Source organism: Brevibacterium sp. OS20, assembly GCF_056837565.1.
Genome location: NZ_CM166367.1, coordinates 1,583,518 through 1,604,489 on the forward strand (window position 1 = coordinate 1,583,518; position 20,972 = coordinate 1,604,489).

The 20,972-nt window shown below is 65.4% G+C and carries 16 protein-coding genes; 11 read left to right on the top strand and 5 right to left on the bottom strand.

The window, feature by feature from the left end:
- Positions 1–9 precede the first annotated feature (9 nt).
- The 6 genes from ACVZTU_RS06930 to manA all read left to right on the top strand — a co-directional run bounded on the left by ACVZTU_RS06930 (position 10) and on the right by manA (position 9,520).
- Positions 10–1,212, top strand: coding sequence for a 5-(carboxyamino)imidazole ribonucleotide synthase (locus ACVZTU_RS06930; protein ID WP_482401633.1), 1,203 nt, complete (start codon positions 10–12; stop codon positions 1,210–1,212).
- A gap of 78 nt (positions 1,213–1,290) precedes the next feature.
- Positions 1,291–1,818: a 5-(carboxyamino)imidazole ribonucleotide mutase gene (purE, locus tag ACVZTU_RS06935; protein WP_139470269.1), complete on the top strand. Its 528-nt coding sequence runs from the start codon at positions 1,291–1,293 to the stop codon at positions 1,816–1,818.
- Between the two features lie 38 nt (positions 1,819–1,856).
- Complete coding sequence (locus ACVZTU_RS06940; RefSeq protein WP_139470308.1) at positions 1,857–3,005, top strand: acyl-CoA dehydrogenase family protein; 1,149 nt, start codon at positions 1,857–1,859, stop codon at positions 3,003–3,005.
- 344 nt (positions 3,006–3,349) lie between these two features.
- Positions 3,350–4,870 (top strand): LCP family protein, encoded by a 1,521-nt coding sequence (locus ACVZTU_RS06945; protein ID WP_139470271.1) that lies wholly within the window; start codon positions 3,350–3,352, stop codon positions 4,868–4,870.
- A 265-nt stretch (positions 4,871–5,135) separates the two neighbouring features.
- A complete protein-coding gene (locus ACVZTU_RS06950) occupies positions 5,136–7,910 on the top strand; it encodes an NlpC/P60 family protein (protein ID WP_482401634.1) in 2,775 nt (924 codons plus the stop codon).
- Positions 7,911–8,200: 290 nt separating this feature from the next.
- On the top strand, positions 8,201–9,520 hold the full coding sequence (manA, locus tag ACVZTU_RS06955; RefSeq protein ID WP_139907462.1) for a mannose-6-phosphate isomerase, class I: 1,320 nt from the start codon (positions 8,201–8,203) through the stop codon (positions 9,518–9,520).
- 408 nt (positions 9,521–9,928) lie between these two features.
- On the opposite strand, the gene ACVZTU_RS06960 is transcribed toward manA, so the two are convergent.
- From ACVZTU_RS06960 to ACVZTU_RS06975, 4 genes are read right to left on the bottom strand one after another with little or no spacing between them, the layout of a single operon-like run.
- Positions 9,929–10,591, bottom strand: coding sequence for a 3-oxoacid CoA-transferase subunit B (locus tag ACVZTU_RS06960; protein ID WP_446655755.1), 663 nt, complete (start codon positions 10,589–10,591; stop codon positions 9,929–9,931).
- A 12-nt stretch (positions 10,592–10,603) separates the two neighbouring features.
- Positions 10,604–11,374 (bottom strand): CoA transferase subunit A, encoded by a 771-nt coding sequence (locus ACVZTU_RS06965; protein ID WP_039212669.1) that lies wholly within the window; start codon positions 11,372–11,374, stop codon positions 10,604–10,606.
- Positions 11,362–12,054, bottom strand: a complete 693-nt coding sequence (locus ACVZTU_RS06970; RefSeq protein ID WP_139907464.1) for a hypothetical protein — start codon at positions 12,052–12,054, stop codon at positions 11,362–11,364. Before ACVZTU_RS06970 ends, ACVZTU_RS06965 begins: the two co-directional genes overlap by 13 nt.
- 44 nt (positions 12,055–12,098) lie before the next feature.
- Positions 12,099–13,226 (bottom strand): coenzyme F420-0:L-glutamate ligase, encoded by a 1,128-nt coding sequence (locus ACVZTU_RS06975; protein ID WP_139907465.1) that lies wholly within the window; start codon positions 13,224–13,226, stop codon positions 12,099–12,101.
- A gap of 349 nt (positions 13,227–13,575) precedes the next feature.
- Here ACVZTU_RS06975 and ACVZTU_RS06980 point away from each other — a divergent pair, with 349 nt between their 5' ends.
- Genes ACVZTU_RS06980 through ACVZTU_RS06990 form a run of 3 tightly spaced genes read left to right on the top strand, consistent with a single transcriptional unit; the run spans position 13,576 to position 18,568 of the window.
- Positions 13,576–14,016, top strand: a complete 441-nt coding sequence (locus ACVZTU_RS06980) for a WhiB family transcriptional regulator (RefSeq protein WP_276330045.1) — start codon at positions 13,576–13,578, stop codon at positions 14,014–14,016.
- Positions 14,013–17,114, top strand: a complete 3,102-nt coding sequence (locus tag ACVZTU_RS06985) for a glycosyltransferase family protein (protein WP_482401635.1) — start codon at positions 14,013–14,015, stop codon at positions 17,112–17,114. The genes ACVZTU_RS06980 and ACVZTU_RS06985 overlap by 4 nt, the downstream gene beginning before the upstream one ends.
- Positions 17,111–18,568, top strand: a complete 1,458-nt coding sequence (locus ACVZTU_RS06990; RefSeq protein WP_482401636.1) for a DUF5719 family protein — start codon at positions 17,111–17,113, stop codon at positions 18,566–18,568. Before ACVZTU_RS06985 ends, ACVZTU_RS06990 begins: the two co-directional genes overlap by 4 nt.
- Before the next feature lie 37 nt (positions 18,569–18,605).
- Here ACVZTU_RS06990 and ACVZTU_RS06995 read toward each other — a convergent pair whose 3' ends face one another.
- A complete protein-coding gene (locus ACVZTU_RS06995; protein ID WP_259356622.1) occupies positions 18,606–18,968 on the bottom strand; it encodes a metallopeptidase family protein in 363 nt (120 codons plus the stop codon).
- Between the two features lie 88 nt (positions 18,969–19,056).
- Between ACVZTU_RS06995 and ACVZTU_RS07000 the strand changes: the two genes are divergently transcribed.
- Positions 19,057–19,413, top strand: coding sequence for a DUF3499 domain-containing protein (locus tag ACVZTU_RS07000; protein ID WP_216656773.1), 357 nt, complete (start codon positions 19,057–19,059; stop codon positions 19,411–19,413).
- Entirely contained in the window at positions 19,410–20,894 is a 1,485-nt protein-coding gene (locus tag ACVZTU_RS07005; protein ID WP_482401637.1) for a phosphohexomutase domain-containing protein, read from the top strand. Before ACVZTU_RS07000 ends, ACVZTU_RS07005 begins: the two co-directional genes overlap by 4 nt.
- Positions 20,895–20,972: the final 78 nt, after the last annotated feature.

Consider the following 20,972-nt stretch of genomic DNA (forward strand, 5'->3'; position numbering starts at 1 on the left):
GAAGATAGGATGGAACACGTGACTTTTCCTCGAATCGGTGTCATTGGCGGCGGACAACTGGCACGCATGCTCGCCCCCGCCGCAGAAGCCCTCGGCGTCCGTTTCTCCGTTCTTGCGGAGACCGCCGACGCCCCCGCCACACAGGTCATCAACGAGGTGACCGTCGGTGACTATACGGACTATCCGACGCTCGAGGCCTTCGCCGAGACCGTCGACGTCATCACCTTCGACCACGAACACGTCCCACCGGAGCATCTGCAGGCCCTCGTCGAGGCCGGACACGCAGTGCGCCCCGGGCCCGATGCCCTCATCTTCGCCCAGGACAAGATCCGGATGCGCACGAAGATGGACGAGCTCGGTCTGCCCAACCCCGCATGGGCGGAGATCACCTCGGCCGCCGATGTCGAAGCGTTCGCCGCTCGTGTCGGATACCCCTTCATCCTCAAGACGCCCCGCGGAGGCTATGACGGCAAGGGTGTGCGCGTCATCGACAGCCTCGACGAGGCCGTCGAGTGGCTGAACGAGGTTCCCCAGCTGCTCGCCGAGGAGAAGGTCGACTTCACCCGGGAGCTCGCCGTCATGGTCGGGAGGTCCCCGATGGGGCAGACCGCAGTGTGGCCGGTCGTCGAGACCTGGCAGCAGAACGGTGTGTGCAAGGAGGCCATCGCCCCTGCTCCCGATCTGCGTGATGAGAAGGCGCGGGCCATCACCGAAGCGATCCTCACTGTCGCCGGCACCCTCGAGGTCACCGGCGTCATGGCGATGGAGATGTTCGAGACTGCCGAGGGGTTCCTCATCAACGAATTCGCAATGCGCCCGCACAATACCGGGCACTGGACCCAGGACGGAGCGGTGACGAGCCAATTCGAACAGCACCTCCGCGCGGTTCTCGACCTTCCCCTCGGCAGCCCCGCGGCACGGGAGGACGTGTCCGTGATGGTCAACATCCTCGGCGCTGATCATGAGGACCTCTATCAGCCGTACCTGCACGTCATGGCTCACGACCCGGCGGTCAAGGTTCACCTCTACGGCAAGGGGGTGCGCCCGGGTCGGAAGGTCGGCCACGTGAACGCCTACGGCGAGGATCGGCAGCTCGTGCTCGCTCGAGCGCGGCATGCCGCCGATTTCATCGCCGGCGTCGACGTCGATCCGCATCCTCAGATGCCCGCTCCGGAGAATCTCCGGGCCGAGAGCGAACCCGGCGCACGCTGAGTCCCGGCGCCGACTGCACCCCGGACCCACCCGGCACCGATACGCGGATATCAGCCGCCTGCAACGAAGGAAGCACAGATGACCACAGCGAATGAAGACTCCACTGACACGGCGGCTCCGGTCGGCATCGTCATGGGCTCGGACTCGGACTGGCCGACGATGAAAGCAGCCGCCGACGCCCTCGACGAACTCGGCATCGAATCGAGCGCCGAGGTGGTCTCCGCCCACCGCATGCCCGAGGACATGGTCGACTGGGCGAAGTCCGCGGCTGCGCGAGGCGTCCGGGTGATCATCGCCGGAGCCGGGGGAGCGGCCCATCTGCCCGGAATGATCGCGTCGATGACCTCGCTTCCGGTCATCGGAGTCCCCGTGCCCCTGAAGTACCTCGACGGAATGGACTCGCTGCTGTCCATCGTGCAGATGCCCGGAGGAGTTCCCGTGGCCACCGTTTCGATCGGCGGCGCCAAGAACGCCGGCCTGCTGGCGGCGCGCATCCTCGGGGCCGGTCAGGGCGCCGAAGCTGAGGCTGTGCGCACGCGTCTCGACGACTATCGGAGCCAGCTGCGGCAGGTCGCTCTCGACAAAGGCCGGGCGCTGCAGGAATAATAGGGCTTGCTGAACGTTTGATAAGTCTGAGGAGAATGATGTTCGACCTGTACCAGCCCAGCGAAGAGCACGAAGAGATCCGCGCCGCGGTCCGCAATGTCGTCGAGAAGAAGATCGCGCCGTTCGCGGCCGAGGTCGATGCGGACTCCCGCTACCCGCAGGAGGCGCACGACGCCCTCGTCGAGACGGATTTCTTCGCCGCGCACATCCCCGAAGAGTACGGGGGCATGGGCGCTGATGCGCTGGCCGTGGCGATCATCATCGAAGAGGTCGCACGCGGCTGCGTCTCGTCCTCGCTCATTCCGGCTGTGAACAAGCTCGGCAGCATGCCCGTCCAGCTCGGAGGCAGCGAAGAGATCAAGAAGAAGTACTTCCCGTCCGTGGCCGCCGGAGAAGCAGGATTCTCCTACGGACTGTCCGAGCGCGAAGCCGGATCCGACACCGCATCGATGAAGACCCGCGCCGAACGCGACGGCGACGACTGGATCCTCAATGGTGTCAAGACCTGGATCACCAACGCCGGAGAATCCGAGTACTACACGGTCATGGCCGTGACCGACCCCGACGGAGCCCGCGGACGCAACATCTCCGCCTTCGTCGTCGAGAAGTCCGATGAGGGCTTCACCTTCGGTGAGAAGGAGCGCAAGCTCGGCATCAAGGGCTCGCCCACCCGCGAGCTCCTCTTCGACAATGTCCGCCTGCCCGGCGACCGCATCGTCGGTGAGCCCGGGGAAGGCCTGAAGATCGCCCTGCGCACCCTCGACCACACTCGAGTCACGATCGCCGCGCAGGCCGTCGGCGTCGCCCAGGGCGCGCTCGACTACGCCCTGGCCTACGTCAAGGATCGGCAGCAGTTCGGCAAGTCGATCGCCGATAATCAGGCGATCCAGTTCATGCTCGCCGATATGGGCATGAAGCTCGAGGCGGCACGCCAGCTGACCTACACCGCTGCCGCCAAGAGCGAACGCGGCGATGAGGACCTCACGTACTTCGGCGCCGCGGCGAAGGCCTTCGCCTCCGATGCTGCGATGGAGATCACCACTGACGCCGTGCAGCTGCTCGGCGGTGCCGGCTACGTCGTGGACCACCCGGTCGAGCGGATGATGCGCGATGCGAAGATCACGCAGATCTACGAAGGCACCAATCAGATCCAGCGGATGGTGATGGGACGCAAACTCCTCGCCTGAACCGGGTTCGGACGCTCTGCGGCAGGCCGCACCTGGTCAAGGCTGCACGGTGCCGTCCGGTCTGTATCGAACGGGTGCCGCGGATTCCCCAGACGGGAGTCTGCGGCGCCCGTTCTTCTGTCTGTGAAGAATCGCACACGCGACGAATCCGACATGCGCGGCGCGGATGTGCCGGAATCGATGGTTCTCACGCGACACAATAGGTGAACACAGTGGACTCTGAAGTGTCTTTGGCACAGTTGTCTGCTGTGGACACCCGATGGGGCGATACGGCCTGTGTGGCCACCCGCGGATGTCGATGCCGGAAGCAGTCCGTGAGCAGAGCCTGAAGCGAAGGGAAGTCAGTGGCTGAGACGAGATATGTGGACCCGATCCGCCACCCGTCGTATGCTTCGCAGCCGACGCGTGATGTGCGGGCGTGGCTTCTGCTGCTCGTCACGGCTCTCGTGCCCGGGGGAGTGCAGCTGCTCTTCGGCCACCGCCGCTGGGCGAAGATCTCTCTGTCGATCACCGCCATCAGCTGGATCCTTGCTCTGATCGCCGGTGTGATCGTCCTCATCAGCCGGACGTTCCTCTTCACCATCGGCACGAACCCCTTCATCCTCACCTTTCTGACCATCTGGGTGCCCGTCATCGCGATCAACTGGGCGGTGTGCCTGTTCGACACCCTGCGGCGCATCCGGATCGTCACGATCTCCCGAAGGGCCCGCAAACGCTTCGTGGCGGCCTTCTGTGCCCTCCTGCTCATCGTCGTGGGCCCCTTGGCTTGGGGGACGACGATTCTCAACTCGCAGCGCGGACTGATGAGCGACCTGTTCGCCTCGGGCAAGGCACTCAAACCCGTCGACGGCCGATACAACATCCTGCTGCTGGGTTCGGACGCCGGAAAAGGGCGGACAGGAATCCGACCGGACTCGCTGTCGCTGGTCTCGATCGATGCGAAGACCGGCAAAACCGTCATCATCGGCCTGCCTCGCAATATGGAGAACGTGCCGTTCCCGGACGACTCGCCGTTGCACAAGCACTACCCGCAGGGATACAACTGCGGGGACGAATGTCTGCTCAATGCCGTCTTCCAGCAGGGCGAACAGCACAAGGATGAGTTCGAGGACCCGAAGACTGCCGGCGAGCAGGCGACGATGGATGCGGTCTCGGGTGCCACCGGACTCGAGGTCCAGTACTACGCGATGATCAACCTCAAGGGATTCGAGAACCTCATCGACTCCCTCGGCGGAATCACCCTCGTCTCCGGCAAGCGAGTGCCGATTTCGTCGAAGGTCGATCCGACCACGGGCGAGCATGGGCCGGTCAAGGGATGGATCGAACCGGGCAAACAGAAGCTCGACGGCTTCCATGCGCTGTGGTTCGCCCGCTCCCGAGAGTTCTCCAGCGACTACGAGCGGATGGTCCGCCAGCGCTGCGTGCAGACGGCGATGGTCAAACAGCTCGACCCGGCCACCGTGCTCACCCGCTACCAGTCGATTGCGAAAGCCACTCCGGGGGCCGTGTCGACGGATATCCCCTCGTCTCAGGTGGACTCGTTCGTCGACCTCGCGCTCAAGGTGAAGTCGCAGAAGATCGAATCCGTCGACCTCACCCCGCCGCGTATCACTCCGTCACAGCCCGACTTCGATGTGGCACATCAGCTGGTAGCCGATAAGATCGAGGAGTCGTCGAAGTCCTCCGAAGAGGACAAAGGCGCGTTCTCGGTTCCCGGAAGCGACCTGTCAGCCGCTGCCGGAGTCGATGCGGGACTCGATCCGAACCCCGGTTCAGGGCCGCAGCTGCTGGCACAGGGTGCCGGCGACACCTCTGCTGACAACGGCGAAGAAGCCGACGCAAAGGCGATCTGCTACGTGCCGTGAGGCGCTGCTGTGAGGTCGGTCGTGATGAGACCAATGACCGAATCGGTCGATCCCATGACGATTCCGGGAAAATCTTTTGCTCGGTGTGTCCCTTGTCAATACTGGGAACCACACTCGTGTAATTAGAATATTCTGCTCTGTGGCTAGTCTGACACGCCGAAAATGTGTAACAATTTTGAGATGTTGGGGTTGCCCACCGTTCTGCCAACGGTGAAGGGGACCTCGAGGCCTGAACTTCCCTGTCTTCCTCGAAAAGGCTGTAACGATGAAATATCTATTGCCCACTGTTGCGGGCTGCGCTTCTATTGCGCTGGTCGGCACCTTAGCGGTCACGGCACCGTCGGCTTCCGCAGCCACGACGACGCCTGATGTGTCCAAAGAGGCGCTGAACGTCAGCAAAGAGGGACTCAACGTCCCCGGTGCCCGCGATTCCAGTGATTCCACCGCCACTGCCGCCAACCAGAGCGCCACGAGCAATCTGCCGAATATCTTCAAGTCGCAGACTGCACTGGCCTCGGCCAAGGTGCCCGATATCGTCAACGCTTCGGCGTCGGCATCTGCGGCTTCGGTCAACAACGTCTCCGCCGGACTGACCTCCGGGGGCGACGACGCCGCGCCGTCCGAGGGATCGGCGCCGTCCGAGACCGAGCAGGCTCCTGCCGAGGGCGCAGAGACCGAGACCCCGAAGTCCGAGGACGAGGACGCGAAGGATTCGTCCGACGAGTCGAAGGCCGAGGGCGAAGACGACATCTCCGGTTCGGTCCGTCAGAAGACCGAAGACGGAGTGAACATCGCGCTCATCTCCGATGTCCTCGACGTTCCCGCGAACAACCCGAGCCTTGTCGGCTTCACCTTCTCCGAGTCGAAGTCCAATATCCGCATTCAGGTCCGCACCAAGCAGGGTTCGGAATGGGGCAATTGGGACACCCTGGACGAAGAGCAGCAGGAAGAAGCCCAGAACAAGGGTTCGGAGCCGATGACGGTGTCGAACGCTTCCGCTGTGCAGATGCGCATCCTCGGTGACTCCGCGCCGAGCGAGGCCGAACTCGTCCTCGTCGATCCGAAGCGGGACGCCGGCGACGCTCAGGCCGTCGCCGAGAACGATCCCGTCGAGCTCGACGATCAGGTCAGCGGCGACTCTGCCGGTGCTGAAACCGCGCCGGAGCAGTCGACCGAGGACTCGACCGACGCCGAGGCGGCATCCGCAGAGAACGTCGATGCGGCCGCCGGCGCGACGGTGACCAACCAGAACTACGTACCCGGATCGTCGACGGTGGACACCGTGGCGAAGAAGGTGTCGAAGCCGAAGATCGGCTCGCGCAGCTCGTGGGGTGCCAAGGCCTACCGCGGCAGCCCCGATTACGCCAGCGGCATCAAGCAGGCCGTCGTTCACCACACCTCCGGTTCGAACAGCTACTCGGCTGCCGATGTTCCCGGAATCATCCGCGGTATCCAGGCCTACCACCAGCAGGGCCGCGGCTGGAACGACATCGGATACAACGTCGTCGCAGACAAGTACGGCCGCCTCTGGCACGCTCGCGGCGGTGACGTTTCGAAGGCCGTCATCGGCGCTCACGTCGCCGGACACAACACCGGAACCTTCGGCATCTCCGTGCTGGGTACCTACAACAGCGCGGCCCCGCCGAAGAAGACACGCGATGCCGTCGCCTCGGCGATCGCCTGGAAGTTCTCGATCAACGGAATCTCCAAAGCGACGAAGTCGAACCTGGTCGGCCACCGCGATCTGGGGCAGACCGACTGCCCGGGTGACGCCTTCTACGCCAAGCTGGGTGAGATGCGTTCGACGGTCAATTCGATCCTGAAGACCGGCGAACAGCCCAGCGACAGCAAGGACGACGACAAGTCCAAGGACGACGACAAGAAGACCGAGAAGCCGAAGGCGAAGACCTCGATCGAGAAGTACGCCGAGAAGAACAAGCTCGGCAAGGCTCTCGGCAAGGAATACGACGTCAAGGGCGTTTCTGGCGCCAAGGCACAGAAGTTCGAGAAGGGCACTGTCTACTGGTCCAAGAAGACCGGTGCCTACCACCTGTCCGGAGCGATCGCTTCGGCGTACAAGGGCAATGCAGTCACCGACTTGGGGCTGCCCACCTCTGCGGAGAAGGGCGGCCTCAAGGGCGGGGGCGTCGCACAGCGCTTCGAAAAGGGCTCGTTCTACTGGTCGAAGAACACCGGCGCCCACTACACCTCCGGCACCATCATGAAGTACTGGGGTGACAAGGGGACCGTCAAGGGTCACCTCGGTTACCCCAAGTCGGACGTGGTCTACAAGAAGGGCCGCGGTGAGCAGCTCTTCGAAGGCGCACGTCTGGTCTGGGCCGAAGGCTACGGAACCACCGAGTTCTCTCCCAAGGGTTCGATCGCCGGCGGAGTCAGCGACGACAATGCTCCGGGCGGCGCGACGCCGCCGGGAGACGATTCCACCGATGACAAGTCGCCTGCAGACTCCGGGGAAGGTTCTGCAGACGACAAGGACTCGAAGGACGATAAGTCCAAGGATGATTCCAAGAAGGACGATAAGTCCAAGGATGATTCCAAGAAGGACGATAAGTCCAAGGATGATTCCAAGAAGGACGACAAGTCCAAGGACGACAAGTCCAAGGACGACAAGAAGAAGGACGACGACAAGAAGAAGGACAAGCCGTCCAAGGCCGAGAAGATCGCGGCCCAGCGTGCGTCCATCATCAAGGATGCGAAGGCCAACCTCGGCGTCAAGTACGTCTGGGGCGGGACCTCGCCGAAGTCCGGTTGGGACTGCTCGGGTTACACCCAGTACGTCTATGGCAAGAACGGCATCAAGCTGCCGCGCACAACCAGTCAGCAGCGTTACGCCGGCAAGGAGATCTCGCTCAAGGACGCCAAGGCCGGCGACCTGATCTGGATCCCCGGTCATATCGGAATCATCTCCGAGACCAAGGGCCAGATGTACGATGCCGGCTCGACGCGGACGAACACCACGAAGCGCAGCTACAGCTGGATGCTGAACCGTGGAGCCAAGGTCATCCGCGTAGTCGGCTGACACCAGGCATCGAGGACAGGGCGTGCAGCGCCTGCCGGACAGTGCCCCGAGGACGAACCCATTGTGGATCTCCCTCGGGGCACTGTCTGGTTTCCCGGACGATTCCGGTTGCGGCAGTGACCGGTCGATATGTATCTGCGCAGGTGACAAGCGGTGAATAGATTGTGACTTCGGCTGAACAGTCAGTGAAGTGCCGACCCCGGCCACGACAGCGGGGCTAGGCTGGACTGAGCACAACCGGAAATCACCGGATGTGAATCCAAATCGATCCTGTCAAAAGGGGGCCCGCAGTGCATCGTCTGCACAATACGGTCAAGAAGTTCGAATGGGGCAGCACCGACGCGATTCCCGCGATCCTCGGCACAGTCCCGGACGGCACCCCCTGCGCGGAACTCTGGCTCGGAGCCCACCCGGTCAGCCCCTCTCGACTCGACGTCGGGCACACGCCGTCCCAGGCTCCGCTGGAACGGCAGAACCGCCTCGGCGGGCAGCAGCCGACGGGCGGCGTGGCGACGGAGGCCGAGCCTCGGCTCGGACCCAACCTCATCGAGTACCTGGCGGGGGACCCTGAAGGTCTGCTCGGCCACGACTCCCTCGAGTCCTTCGGAGCGCGACTGCCGTTCCTGCTCAAGGTGCTCTCGGCGAGCAAGGCCCTGTCGATCCAGGTGCACCCGAATCGCGAACAGGCCCGGGCCGGATTCGCCGCCGAGGAAGCGGCCGGACCGGCGCTGGACGCTCCCGACCGGAACTTCAAGGACGCCTCGGCGAAACCGGAGCTCATCTACGCGCTCACCGACTTCCACGCGCTCACAGGGTTCCGCCCGCGCAAGGCCGTGCGAGCCACGTTCGAACGGATGCTCTCCCAGCCGCTGACTCCGCCGTCCTTGGACGTGCTCGGAGCGATCATCGCAGCGCTGAAGTCTTTCAGCGAATCCAAGGCGCTGTCACGCGCCGTTGAAATCATCCTCAGCGATCCGCGGACGCCCGGGCTCGTCGACGAGGTCGCCGCCCACGGGATCGACGAACTGCCGGTCGGACACATCAGCCGGTCAGGCAGCGCGGTCGACCCGGCGCAGACATTCTGCGAGCTGGTCACCGACTATCCCCATGACCCTGGCGCGCTGGTCGGACTCATGCTCAACCGAGTTCACCTGCAGCCGGGAGAAGCGCTGACCATGGACGCCGGAGTGCTGCATGCCTACCTCTTCGGCACAGGCATCGAGATCATGGCCTCGAGCGACAACGTCGTGCGCGGCGGGCTGACCTCGAAGCACGTCGACATCGAACAGCTGTCGAAGATCACGGACTTCCACGCCGGTGCACCCCGGATGGTCGAACCCGATCACTCGGGAATGCTGCTGGGACCCACCGATGACTTCGCTCTGCAGGCACTGCGGTGCCCGCGCACGACGACGGTGGAACGGCGCGGTGCGGCGATCGTGCTGTGCACCGCGGGAACTGTCACACTCAGCTCGCTCGGCTCGACGCTCACCCTCGAACGTGGGCAGAGCGCCTTCATCGCGGCCAACGAACCGACGGTGACGGCCGATGGCCACGGCGATGTGTTCGTAGCGACCACCGGACTGAATTCCGGTGCTGCCGGCCGCTGAGCGCGCGCTGTCCGCCACCACCGGCGGCTGAGCTCGTCTGCTCAACTCGCCCCAGCGAATGCTTACTCGCCCCTGCGAACCGGTGTGCAGGGCCCCTGCAGAATTGTTGGGTCGATCCGCTGTGATTTCTTCAACGTAATCACCGTGGATCGACCCAACAATCTGCGTTTCCTACGGTGTCGAGCAACGTCCGACGGTCCTGACGGACGAATCCGGTGTTCGGCGGCGGTCGACGCCAGCGCGTGGGTGGTCAAGACTGCGGTGCGCTGGCAGCAGAACACAGAATAGTGGTCACGTTCGGATACTTCTGAGCGATCAGAGAGAGCATCCGAACGTGACCACTGTTCGATCACCAAGTGTCCTCGTTCGGCCACTGCACGCGTGAGGCCTGGGCCGGTCACTCGGAACTCAGGCGGCGACCTCGATGGTGGGGACGTCCTCGGGGACGATCACCTCGGCGCCTGTCTTCTCCTTGACTTCGTCGACGGTCACGCCCGGGGCGAGTTCGACGAGGGTGAACGTGTCACCGCTGACGTCGAGGACGGCGATATCGGTGATGATGCGCTCGACGACGCCCTTTCCTGTCAGCGGCAGCTCGCACGACTTCAACAGCTTGTGCGAACCGTCCTTGGCGACGTGGTCCATGATGACGATGACGCGCTGGGCACCGTGCACGAGGTCCATCGCGCCGCCCATGCCCTTGACCATCTTGCCCGGGATCATCCAGTTCGCGATGTCTCCGTTCGTGGCTACCTGCATGGCGCCGAGGATCGCGGCGTTGATCTTGCCGCCGCGGATCATCCCGAAGCTCGCCGCAGAGTCGAAGTACGCGGCGCCCGGGTTCATCGTGACGATCTCTTTGCCCGCGTTGATGAGGTCGGGGTCGATCTCATCCTCGGTCGGGTACGGGCCGACGCCGAGCAGGCCGTTCTCCGACTGGAGCACGAGGTGGACACCCTCGGGCAGAAAGTTGGGCACCAGGGTCGGCATGCCGATGCCGAGGTTGACGTAGCTGCCGTCTTCGAGTTCCTGGGCGGCACGGGCCGCCATCTGATTGCGTGTCAATGACATTTCTGTGTCTCCTCAGGCTTCTCGTACGGTGCGCTTCTCGATGGGCTTGTCCGCCACCTGTTCGGGCGTCAGCGGCACCACGCGGTGGACGAAGACGCCTGGCACGTGGACCATGTCCGGATCGATCTCGCCGGGTTCGACGAGCTTTTCGACCTCGGCGATGGTGATGCGAGCCGACTGTGCGGCCGGGGGATTGAAGTTCCGCGCCGAGGAGTGGAAGACGAGGTTGCCGTGCCGGTCACCGATCGCGGCACGCACAAGTGCGTAGTCGGGAGCCAGGGACTTCTCGAGGACGTATTCCTTCTCTTCTCCGAAGGTGTCGAAGACCTTCGTCTCCTTGGCCGGAGATTCCTTGACGACGTTGCCGTCAGAGTCGTACTTCCAGGGCATGCCGCCCTCGGCGACCTGCGTCCCGGCGCCGGTGATGGTGTAGAAACCGGGGATGCCGGCTCCTCCTGCACGCAGCTTCTCCGCCAGGGTGCCCTGCGGGGTGAGTTCGACCTCGAGTTCACCGGAGAGGTACTGACGGGCGAATTCCTTGTTCTCGCCGACATACGAGGCGATGATGCGGCGGAGTCGTCCGTCGGCGAGCAGAATGCCCAGTCCGCGGCCGTCGACGCCGGCGTTGTTGGAGATCACCTCGAGGTCTTTGGCTCCCTGGTCTTGGAGGGCCCGAATGAGGAATTCGGGCACGCCCACGACACCGAAGCCGCCCACGGCGATCGATGATCCATCTGCAATGTCGGCCACCGCTGCTGCGGGGGTATCAACTACTTTGTCCATGTGCCCAGTGTGCCATGGACCACTCCCAGCCCGGCGGCCAGGTCCGTGATGCGAGCATCGTCGACTCTGCTGGTGAGCAGGACCTCACCACCGCCGAGGAGGTGCTGCAGAAAGCGCGGCCACTCGCTCGGCAGCGGGGTCGAGTTCGAGGCGAGCAGTCCCTGCGGGCGGGCAGCGTCGGTCGATTCGGAACTCGTCCAGTCGATGATCTGACCGTCCACTTCAAGGATTCCCGAAGCGTCGAGGCGACGCGCTGTGACATCGGGGTAGGCGCGGATGGCGGAATTGACGTCGATGAAGTCGGTATCGACCGGGGTGCTCAGCGCCAGGGCCGGGGGATTGAAGACGAAGACCTCGTCGGCGTCGGCCACCTGGTCATCATCCTCGTGGCCGAAGGGGACGAAGGCCATGAAGTCCTCGTCCGGTGCCTCGTGCGCGATGACGACGCGGCCCCCTGCCAGCAGGACACTGAGGACAGCGACGAGTTCGCGCCAGTGCAGCCCCTCCGGCAGAGGAGCGAAGAGAGTGAAGTCCGGTCCGAGGTCGTAGTCGCCGAAGAGGCCGACTCCCTTATTCACCCAGTTCGAGACGACCGGGCCGGTGAGGTCGAGTCGATCGAAATCGGGCCCGCGCCAGATGAGGACGGGCCCGCCGGTGCGCGCGATGACTGAGAGATCCATATCCGCTTCCATGATTGTGTTCCGAATGCAGTCTGTCGGGAGGATCAGTGAACGATGAGGCCGATGTCGATCGTCACCCCGCGGGGGAAGGCCCCGAGCTCACCATCGACCCAGTGATAGCGCGTGGAGGCGCTGAGATCCTCGGCGAAGAGGGCTGTATGGAGGCGTTCGACGAGAGATCCGAGCCCGACCATCGCCTCGAGCAGGGGCGGGCCGCCCGATTGGGCGGTCGCCGGTGAGTCAGAGGGGCTGAGCGAGATCCGCGATCCCGACCCCTCGATCCGCATCCGCCAGGCTGCATGGCCGGGAGTCCGCGACTGCCCGGCGCGGACGACGCGGATCGCTCGAGACACCCTTTCGAGGATGTCGTCGCTGTTGTCGCCGGCAGGGGCGCTGCCGGGCAGGTCGGTGACTCCCAGGCCGCGCTGAATGGCTTCGACATGGCCGTGTCGGAACCAGTCCTCGCCGAGGTCGCGGGAGAGTGCACGGGCACCTTCGCGGCCGTTGTCGAGGTATCCGCCGGCTCCGCGGACCAACGCCATGGGCAGTCCGCGGGAGGAGCCCTTGACCAAGTCCGCGGCCGCTGCGATCTCATCGGCGATCGCGCGTACCGTCACGGTCTGGACGCGCCCGTCGTCGTCGGGGCGACCGCGCTGGTCGTCGAGACCGGAGAAGCCGGACAGGCCGATGGCGATATCGCCGACCCCGACCCGCCACGGCCGTGAACTCGTATCCGAGATGACCAGACCGATACGCACCTCGAAGGCCTGCTCGACCCGTCGGCGCAGGCCGTCGGCGGACCGGTCGCTGTCGAGTGGATGGAGGATGACGGCACCGCCGGAGTTCGACTGGTCGAGACCCGCTGCTGCCTGAACGGTGCCCGCCGGGGTGCGCACGATCTGCACGGTGGTGCCGGAGCGATAGGAGCGTTCAGCGACCAAGTGGGTGCCCGTCTCCGCGACGAGTTCTTCGAACTCGGCACGATCTGAGACCGTACGCAGGCGTCCCTCGGCCTTGGAGACGACTTTCGAGGCGACGACGAGGATATCGCCGTCCTTGAGGTCGATGCGGTTGCGCCGGAGGGCGTTGATGAGGATCGCGGAGAGGTCGGAGCCCGACGCGATCTCTTCCTCGACGGGAGGCGCGTAGACGGTGAGCAGACGGTCATTCATGCCAGGCCACCGGTGATTCCACTCTCATCTCTCCATAATCCCATTGTGGGTGCCCACTTTCTAAATTCTCCAGGTTTGCTCAGGCGAATCCCACAGGTTGTGCCCTATGACCGGGCCGTGACCTATATATGGGGTTCTGGGCGCGTGTGCATGTGAACGCATGTTCGAATAGCGTCTCATGGGGTGTCTCGATACTCCATAAGGGCTTGACGGGGCGGTAATGACACGCGTGTAATTTATACCTAAGGGGAACGCGCCGAGCAGGGATCCTTCAGGATTCGACCGTACATCGGACTGATCGCCTCAGTCACGGTACTGGACCTGCTCGAGCGTGAGAAAGGGGAAAACCGTGCAAAGTGCACAGAGAGAATGGCGGGAGAGAGAAGACTTCACCGCCGCACCGGGAGTCACCTCCCGCCGTGCCGAAGACTGGTTCATCGAACCGGGAGCACGTACACCCGAGACGCTGCCGGATCCGCTGGCCGTCGATCCGAGTGATCTGACGCCGCTGCCGCCGGACAATTCCGCCGTCTCTCCGCTGTCCCTGCTGCTGGGAGCCGCAGACGACGGTGAACTGTCCTGGCAGGACCAGGCCCTCTGCGCTCAGACCGACCCCGAGGCGTTCTTCCCGGAGAAGGGCGGATCGACTCGTGAAGCCAAGCGGGTCTGCGCCTCCTGCGACGTCCGTTCCGAATGCCTCGAATATGCTCTCGCCAACGATGAGCGCTTCGGCATCTGGGGCGGAATGTCCGAACGCGAACGCCGCCGGCTCAAGAAAAAGGTCGTGTGAGTCAAGCCGTCACCATCGTCGTCGTCTCCGGCGACGATGCCAGCAAGGTCGAGCTCGAAACAGCTCTTCGTCCGCACTACCCCGAGATCCCCGTGGTGGATCTCGGGGGGCGGACGGTCCGCGAAGCCGGTGAGATGCCGGAGATCGCGGAGTCGGATTTCCTGTGGTTCCTCACCCCTGACTCCCGTCCCGAACCAGACTGCCTCGATGAGCTGCTCGACGCCATCGGGGAGACGGAATCCATCGCCGCCGTCGGACCGAAGCTCATCTGCTCCGGCCGCATCGTCTCCGCCGGAGTGAGCACCACCTCGGCGGGGGAGCGTTTCAACCCCGTCGGCTCCGGGGAGATCGACCAGGGCCAGCGCGACAGTCAGATCGAAACTCTGGGTCTCGACCTGCCGGGCCTGCTCATGGCCACCACCGAACTCGAGCGCATCGGGGCACCCTCCCGTGTGCTCGGTCCCGCCTATTCCGGTCTCGAATACTCCCGTCGTCTGCGCGACCTCGGCGCCCGCGTGCTGCTGGCCCCGCGAGCGCGGATGGAGATCTCCGCTGCGTCCGCTGCCCGGCTCGGCTCCTCGCCCCACCCGCCGAGGTCGAAGTCCCAGATCCGGACGGAGCAGCGCTACCGTCTCAGCCTCGCCGGTCAGGGGCTGGTCTCGCTGTTCTGTCTCCTTGCTCTCGGCCACCTCGGCCGAGTCATCGGCGGGCTGCTGTCGAATAACTTCCGTCCTGCCGGGTGGCACCTCGGTGCGCTCATCGGCCTTCCCGCAGATGTGTCGACCACCGCCCCGCTGAGACGTGCCAACGCCCGTCGCAACCGTGTGGCCAGACGATCGAACACCGGACATGTCGCCGCGCTCTACGCCGATGACGAAGAACTCGCCGTTCAACGCCGGACGATGAGCGGTGAGAGCGATGACTCTCGTCCGGCGGAGGTTCCCACCGGCGGCCCCGACGCCGATGCCGAACTCAACCCGGTCGGCGACACCGAAGAGGCCATCGACTCCTTCTCCCGACTGGAGATCTCCGGCGGTTCCAGTCTGCTGCGTGCACCCCTGACCTATGTGATCCTCGCCGCCGTGGTGATGAGCGGGGTCATCAGCTTCCGACTCTTCGGTCCCGGCCACCTCAACGGCGGCGCCCTGGGTTCGACCGACATCGGCTTCGGCGAGATCGTCGACCGTCTCCTCGGACGTCACCTCGACGTCTCGACCGGTGCGGCGGTGCCGGCCGACCCCTACCACCTTGTCCTCGGTGTGCTCTCCCTCCTCTTCTTCGGCCATGTCGATGTCATGGTCCGCTCCCTGCTGTTGGCCGCGCCGATCCTGGCCGCCATCACCGCCTACGCGGGAGCGGGGAGCGTACTGGCACGGCGATGGGTGCGCGGCTTCGCCGCCCTGCTGTGGATCGCGTCTCCGCTGTTCACGGCCGCACTGTCGGACGGTCGCCTCGGCGTGATCCTCGTCTGGATCTGTGCCCCGCTGGCGGTGCTGACTCTGCGCCGCAGCCTGAGGAACGGATCGATCGCCGCGGCAGCGGGAACCGGCCTGCTGCTGTTCGTCATCACCGCGGGCATTCCACTGCTCCTATTGGTCACGGTCCTCGGCACCGCGGTGCTTCTCGTGGCAGGACGCGGCCTGCGCCATCTGTGGCTGCTCGCCCCGACCGTGTTCCTGGGCTGGCCGTGGCTGTGGGCCGTCGTCCGCGAGCCGGGAACTCTTCTCACGATGCCCGGACAGACCACGGCCACCGAGTCCGTGCCGACTTATCTGCTTGCCGTCGGGTTCCCTGCTCCGCTCGACATGTCCTGGCTGACGAAGCTGATCTCCGATCTCGGCTTCGGCGGGGTCTCTGCCGGCGCCCTCGAACTCTGGGCGCCGGTCCTGATGCTGCCGATGCTCATCCTGGCCTTCTTCACCCTCATCGAAGCCCGGCTCGAACTCTCTCGCCTGACCTGGGCGGTCGGACTCTACGTCGGCGGTCTCATCCTCGCCGCGATCCAGGTGCATCTGCCCGCGGAAACGGGACCGTTCCACCTCATCGCCTCATACCCCGCAGCGGGACTGACCCTGGTCAGCCTGGGGTCGATCCTGCTGCTGTCCCTCGGCGCCGACCGCACCGTCGGTCGCCGCTCCGGGCGCGGCCGAGACACCGGTTCGTCCTCTGCGAAGAGTGCGGCCAAGGGAGTCTCCGCGGCATCCGGCCGGCTGCCGATGCGCGGCCTTGTCGGGCTCGTGACCGTAGCGGCCATCGGGCTCATCGCCATCGGTGCAGGACGGGCCACGTCCTCGCCCGAAGCGGTCACAGCGACCTCCGACAGCAACGTCCCCGCACTGGCCGCTGACCGCGCAGCGGGGGAGACCCAAGCGCGCACTCTCCGCCTGGACAATGTCGACGGAGAGGTTCTGGCCACCCTCATCGCCTCCGCCGACGGCACGGTGCTGGGCACATCGACGGTGACCTCGGCGGAAACCGTCGGAGGGTGGCCGTGGCAGCGCCGCCCGCTGCCGATCACCTCCGACCAGGTGCTCGTGGCTCAGGCCGCGTCCGCGCTCTCGGCCGATGACGCCGGAGACCTCGGCAGCATCCTCGGCGAACTCGGCGTCGATTTCGTCCTCGTCGGCCCCGATGCCGGCAGCCTGACCAACTCGGTATCCGTCTCCGAGGGCCTCCTGCCGGTCGGACCCACCTCGTCCGGACAGCTGTGGCGCGTCGACAAACCCTACAGCGGCCGTTTCCTCATCCGCGACGCCGAAGGGAAGGTGTCAACGGCGGCGATGAAAGGCACCACCGCGACGGTGCCGGCCGGTCAGGAGGGGCGCACTTTGACCATCGCCGATGCAGCGCACGGCATCACCGCGAGCATCGACGGTGAGCCGCTGCCGCAGCCGAAGCCCGGAGAAGAGGCGTGGGCAAGCGAATTCGACCTCCCCGCAGCCGGGGGAACGGTCGAGATCTCGCTGAACTCACCCCTCTACCCGATCGGCGTCATCGTCGGATGGGTGCTCGGACTGCTCAGCCTCATCGTCGCCATCCCCTTCGGCCGGGCGGGGAACGTGACGCGGAAGACCGGTCGTGAGGAGCAGCAGGCATGAAGCACCAGCGAAGCATCGTCACCTTCACGGGCATCGCCGTGCCCGGGGTGCTCGTGGCCATGACCTCGTTCCTCACCCCGCTGACGCCCGGCACGCTGGACCGCAGTCCGGAACAGGTGCGCATGCCCACCGCGGACACCCGCGTCGTCTGTCCCGGCCCCCTGCTCACTGCCGGAGAAGCCGAAGGCACCGATGCCGAATTCGTCGACGACTCGAAGGTCTCGACCCGTGTCGTCTCCGCCTCCGCACCGATCGGAGCCGCAGACGGATCGACCTCCTCGGCCCGTCTCCAGGTCGCCGATCTCGGCGGTTCGATCGACTTCGACAATCCCTCCGGCCAGGGCTTCGTCTCCGGAGACGACAGCATCGACTCGACGAAGCTCGTCACCGGTTTCGCCCGCCCCGGGGCTCCAGCCCTGACAACCGGCCTCGAAACCGTCGAAGGCAGCTCCGGTGACCTCACGGGCCTCGCCACCCTCACCTGCGCCCAGGCATCGAGCAGCTTCCGGATCGTCGCCGGATCCGGAGCCACCGGCTCGAACTCGCAGCTGCTGCTGAGCAATCCTGGAGACGTTCCCGTCCAGGCGAAGGTTGCGCTCATGACCCCGGGCGGCGAATCCGCCGAACCGACCGAACTCAGCATCAAGGCCGGTCAGCAGCGTGCCGTCCCGCTGGGCGGGCTGGCTGGAGGGGCAGAGGCCCTTGCCGTCGACGTCACCGTCGACGGCGGAGTCCTGGCCGGTTCCGTCCAGGAGACCGTCCTCGACGGACTCAAACCGCAGGGCATCGACCTCGCGGCCGGTGGGGCAGGGGCCGATCGCCAGCAGGTGCTCACCGGGCTCAGCGGCAAGGATGTGCGAGTCCGGGTCGCGAACCCGAGCAGTGACCTCGCCGAGGTATCCCTGAAGGCGTACGGGCCGGACGGAGAGATCGACATTCCCCGTTCCTCGATGACCGTTGTCGGCCGCGGTGTCGCCGAGGCCGATCTCGGGGATCTCGACGCCACGAGCGTCGTCGTCGAATCCTCTCAGCGCGTCCAGGCCGGAGCCTTCATCGGCAAGGACGGTGAGAAGGGTGCCGCCGACTTCGGCAGCATCCCGGCGACCGACTCCCTCGCCGAGACCCAGATTCTGGCGCTTCCTCGCACCGGTGAGTCCTCCCTGAACCTCTCGCCCGGTCAGGGACATGTGCAGGTGCAGGGAATGCTCGACGACGGAACGCTGACCGATCCTCAATCGATCGACCTCAACCCGACGGGAACCACCGTGCTCAATCCGAGCGACGTCTCCGAGGAGTCGGTGCGCGCACTCGTCCTCAAAGGATCCCAAGCCTCGGGCTCACAGGCCGATGGGGTGCATGCGACCCTCGTCGTGACCACCGAGGACGGAATCTCCACGGTCGTCCCGGCGCCCGCTCCAGCAGGTGTGGCCTACCGGGATATCCGGCTCGGCTGAGGTCTCACGAACCAGGAGCCTGCGGTGACTGCGGATCTCAGGTGCGACGGAGGATATCGACCTGGTCCGCCACCACCTCGGCGATGAGCGCATCCCGGACGTCACTGCCGGCATGATCTTCGATCACCCGCCGATAGAGGACGATATGGGTGGGACGGTCCCCGGCCGCCGGGAACACACGGCCGAAGCTCGGTTCGGTCGAGCTCGCCGGTGGGACGGAATCGACCGCCAGCACCACCTCGGCGAGGAGGACGGGCTCGTGCCTGCGCATGCGGGCGAACTCGGCGGCCGCGACCTTCGCAAAACTCTCCGCCCGACTCAGCCGCGCGGGCACCTCGGCCCGGTGCAGCGGAGACCGCAGACCCCGCCCATGTCGGTCGCGATGTCGCCTTGGTCTCATAGCACTTCATTCTACGTGCGGTGCCGCCGTGCCTGAGCGAATCGGCGGGATGCGGCGTGTAGAGTGTGGGATTGTGTCAGCCGTGAGAATGTGTTCAAAAGTCAGCTGTTCGCGCCCCGCCGCCGCCACCATGACGTACGTGCACGCCGATGCGACCGTCGTCATCGGACCTCTGGGCAGGCGCGCCGAACCGGGCGCTCATGACCTGTGCGCCGAACATGCGGCGAAGCTGACCCCGCCCGTGGATTGGCAGCTCATCCGGATCGACTCCGGGCAGGCCCCGCCCGAACGCAGCCATGACGACCTGCTGGCGATCGCCGACGCCGTCCGCGAGGCCGCCGATCGCGCCGATCAGACCCCGGCCCGGAACGCACCGGGACCGGCCGACGATCCGGCCGCTTCGGGACGTCGACACGGTCACCTGCGCATCATCGGCGACTCATGAGCCACCGCGAGCCGGACTCGACCCGAATCGAACCCGCCCAGCAGATCCCGACCGACTCCGAACTCGGACGAGCCCGGACGGCTGCCCTCGACGCCGCCGTCGGAGCCTACGACATCCGCGGTCGCATTCCCGACCAGCTCGACGACGACATCCTGTTCGCCCTCGGCTGGGCGACGGCCCGAGCCATGGCAGAGATCCACACCGCCACCGAGGTGGTCATCGGCCACGATATGCGACCGAGCTCTCCCGGATTCGCCCACTCCTTCGCCACGGGAGTCGAGGCTGCCGGCTCGACGGCCGTCCTGCTGGGGCTGTGCTCGACCGATCAGCTCTACTTCGCCTCGGGCATCTTCGAACTGCCCGGCGCCATGATCACGGCCAGCCACAATCCCGCCGACTACAACGGGATCAAGATCTGCGGACCTCGCGCCGCCGGAGTCAGCCTGGCCTCCGGGCTCTCGCGAGTCAGAGAACTCGCGATCACCGCACCGCAGACCGACGGTCGGACCATCGCCGAAGATGAGACTGCCGCATCCCGGATGCGGGAGCAGTACGCGGCACGGATCCGCGAGCTCACCCACGTCGATGAGGTCACGGGACTGTCGATCGTGCTCGACGCCGGAAACGGCATGGCCGGGCGCCTCCTCGGGGAGGTCTTCGGCACGGATGCGGGAGCCGCCTCGGTGCCCTTCGACGTCATCGGCCTCTTCACCGAACTCGATGGGACGTTCCCCAACCACGAGGCGAACCCGCTCAAACCCGAGAACCTCGTCGACGCGGCACGCGCTGTCGTCGACAACGGCGCCGATCTCGGGCTCGTCTTCGACGGGGACGCCGACCGCTGCTTCTTCATCGACGAGACAGGCGCGACGATGTCGGCCTCGGCCGTCGGCGCACTCGTCGCCGAACGCGAGATCGCACGGGCCCGGGCACTCGGCGACGACCGACCCACCGTCATCCACAACCTCATCACCTCCCGCAGCGTGGCCGAGACGATCACCGCCGCCGGGGGACACGCACTGCGGTCGAAGGTCGGCCATTCGGGAATCAAGACGCTCATGCGCGAAACCGGAGCCGTCTTCGCCTGCGAACACTCCGCGCACTTCTACTTCGACGAGTTCTTCGGGGCGGACTCGGGAATGCTCGCCGCCTGTCACCTCATCGCCGCTCTCGCAGAATCACGCGCCCCCGCCTCCCGTCTGGTCGCCGACTATGACCGGTTCGTGCAGTCGGGGGAGATCAACTTCACCGTCGCCGACCCCGACGCTGTGCTCGCCGAATTCGCCGCCCATGCCGGAGACTTCCCAGAGAACACCGTCGACGACCTCGACGGAATCGGCCTGCAGGGTGCGGACTGGTGGGTGAACCTGCGCAAGTCCAATACCGAACCCCTCGTCCGACTCAACGTCGAAGCCGCCGATTCGGCGCAGGTGGACGCGCTCACCCGCCGGGTCACGGACTTCGTCAACGCTCACTCCTGAAACCGGATCGACGGCAGCCGGTTCTCTGCTTCCGTTTCTCGGAATTAGGGCAGTCAGGATATGACCGCTTGCTGACGG

What these genes read in the sequence shown, in the direction of transcription:
- ACVZTU_RS06970 (WP_139907464.1), bottom strand. Translation starts at nt 12,054, where the DNA reads ATGGATCTCTCAGTCATCGCGCGCACCGGCGGGCCCGTCCTCATCTGG.
- ACVZTU_RS06940 (WP_139470308.1), top strand. Translation starts at nt 1,857, where the DNA reads ATGTTCGACCTGTACCAGCCCAGCGAAGAGCACGAAGAGATCCGCGCC.
- ACVZTU_RS06990 (WP_482401636.1), top strand. Translation starts at nt 17,111, where the DNA reads ATGAAGCACCAGCGAAGCATCGTCACCTTCACGGGCATCGCCGTGCCC.
- ACVZTU_RS06950 (WP_482401634.1), top strand. Translation starts at nt 5,136, where the DNA reads ATGAAATATCTATTGCCCACTGTTGCGGGCTGCGCTTCTATTGCGCTG.
- ACVZTU_RS07000 (WP_216656773.1), top strand. Translation starts at nt 19,057, where the DNA reads ATGTGTTCAAAAGTCAGCTGTTCGCGCCCCGCCGCCGCCACCATGACG.
- ACVZTU_RS06930 (WP_482401633.1), top strand. Translation starts at nt 10, where the DNA reads ATGGAACACGTGACTTTTCCTCGAATCGGTGTCATTGGCGGCGGACAA.
- purE (WP_139470269.1), top strand. Translation starts at nt 1,291, where the DNA reads ATGACCACAGCGAATGAAGACTCCACTGACACGGCGGCTCCGGTCGGC.
- ACVZTU_RS06995 (WP_259356622.1), bottom strand. Translation starts at nt 18,968, where the DNA reads ATGAGACCAAGGCGACATCGCGACCGACATGGGCGGGGTCTGCGGTCT.
- ACVZTU_RS06960 (WP_446655755.1), bottom strand. Translation starts at nt 10,591, where the DNA reads ATGTCATTGACACGCAATCAGATGGCGGCCCGTGCCGCCCAGGAACTC.
- ACVZTU_RS07005 (WP_482401637.1), top strand. Translation starts at nt 19,410, where the DNA reads ATGAGCCACCGCGAGCCGGACTCGACCCGAATCGAACCCGCCCAGCAG.
- ACVZTU_RS06965 (WP_039212669.1), bottom strand. Translation starts at nt 11,374, where the DNA reads ATGGACAAAGTAGTTGATACCCCCGCAGCAGCGGTGGCCGACATTGCA.
- ACVZTU_RS06975 (WP_139907465.1), bottom strand. Translation starts at nt 13,226, where the DNA reads ATGAATGACCGTCTGCTCACCGTCTACGCGCCTCCCGTCGAGGAAGAG.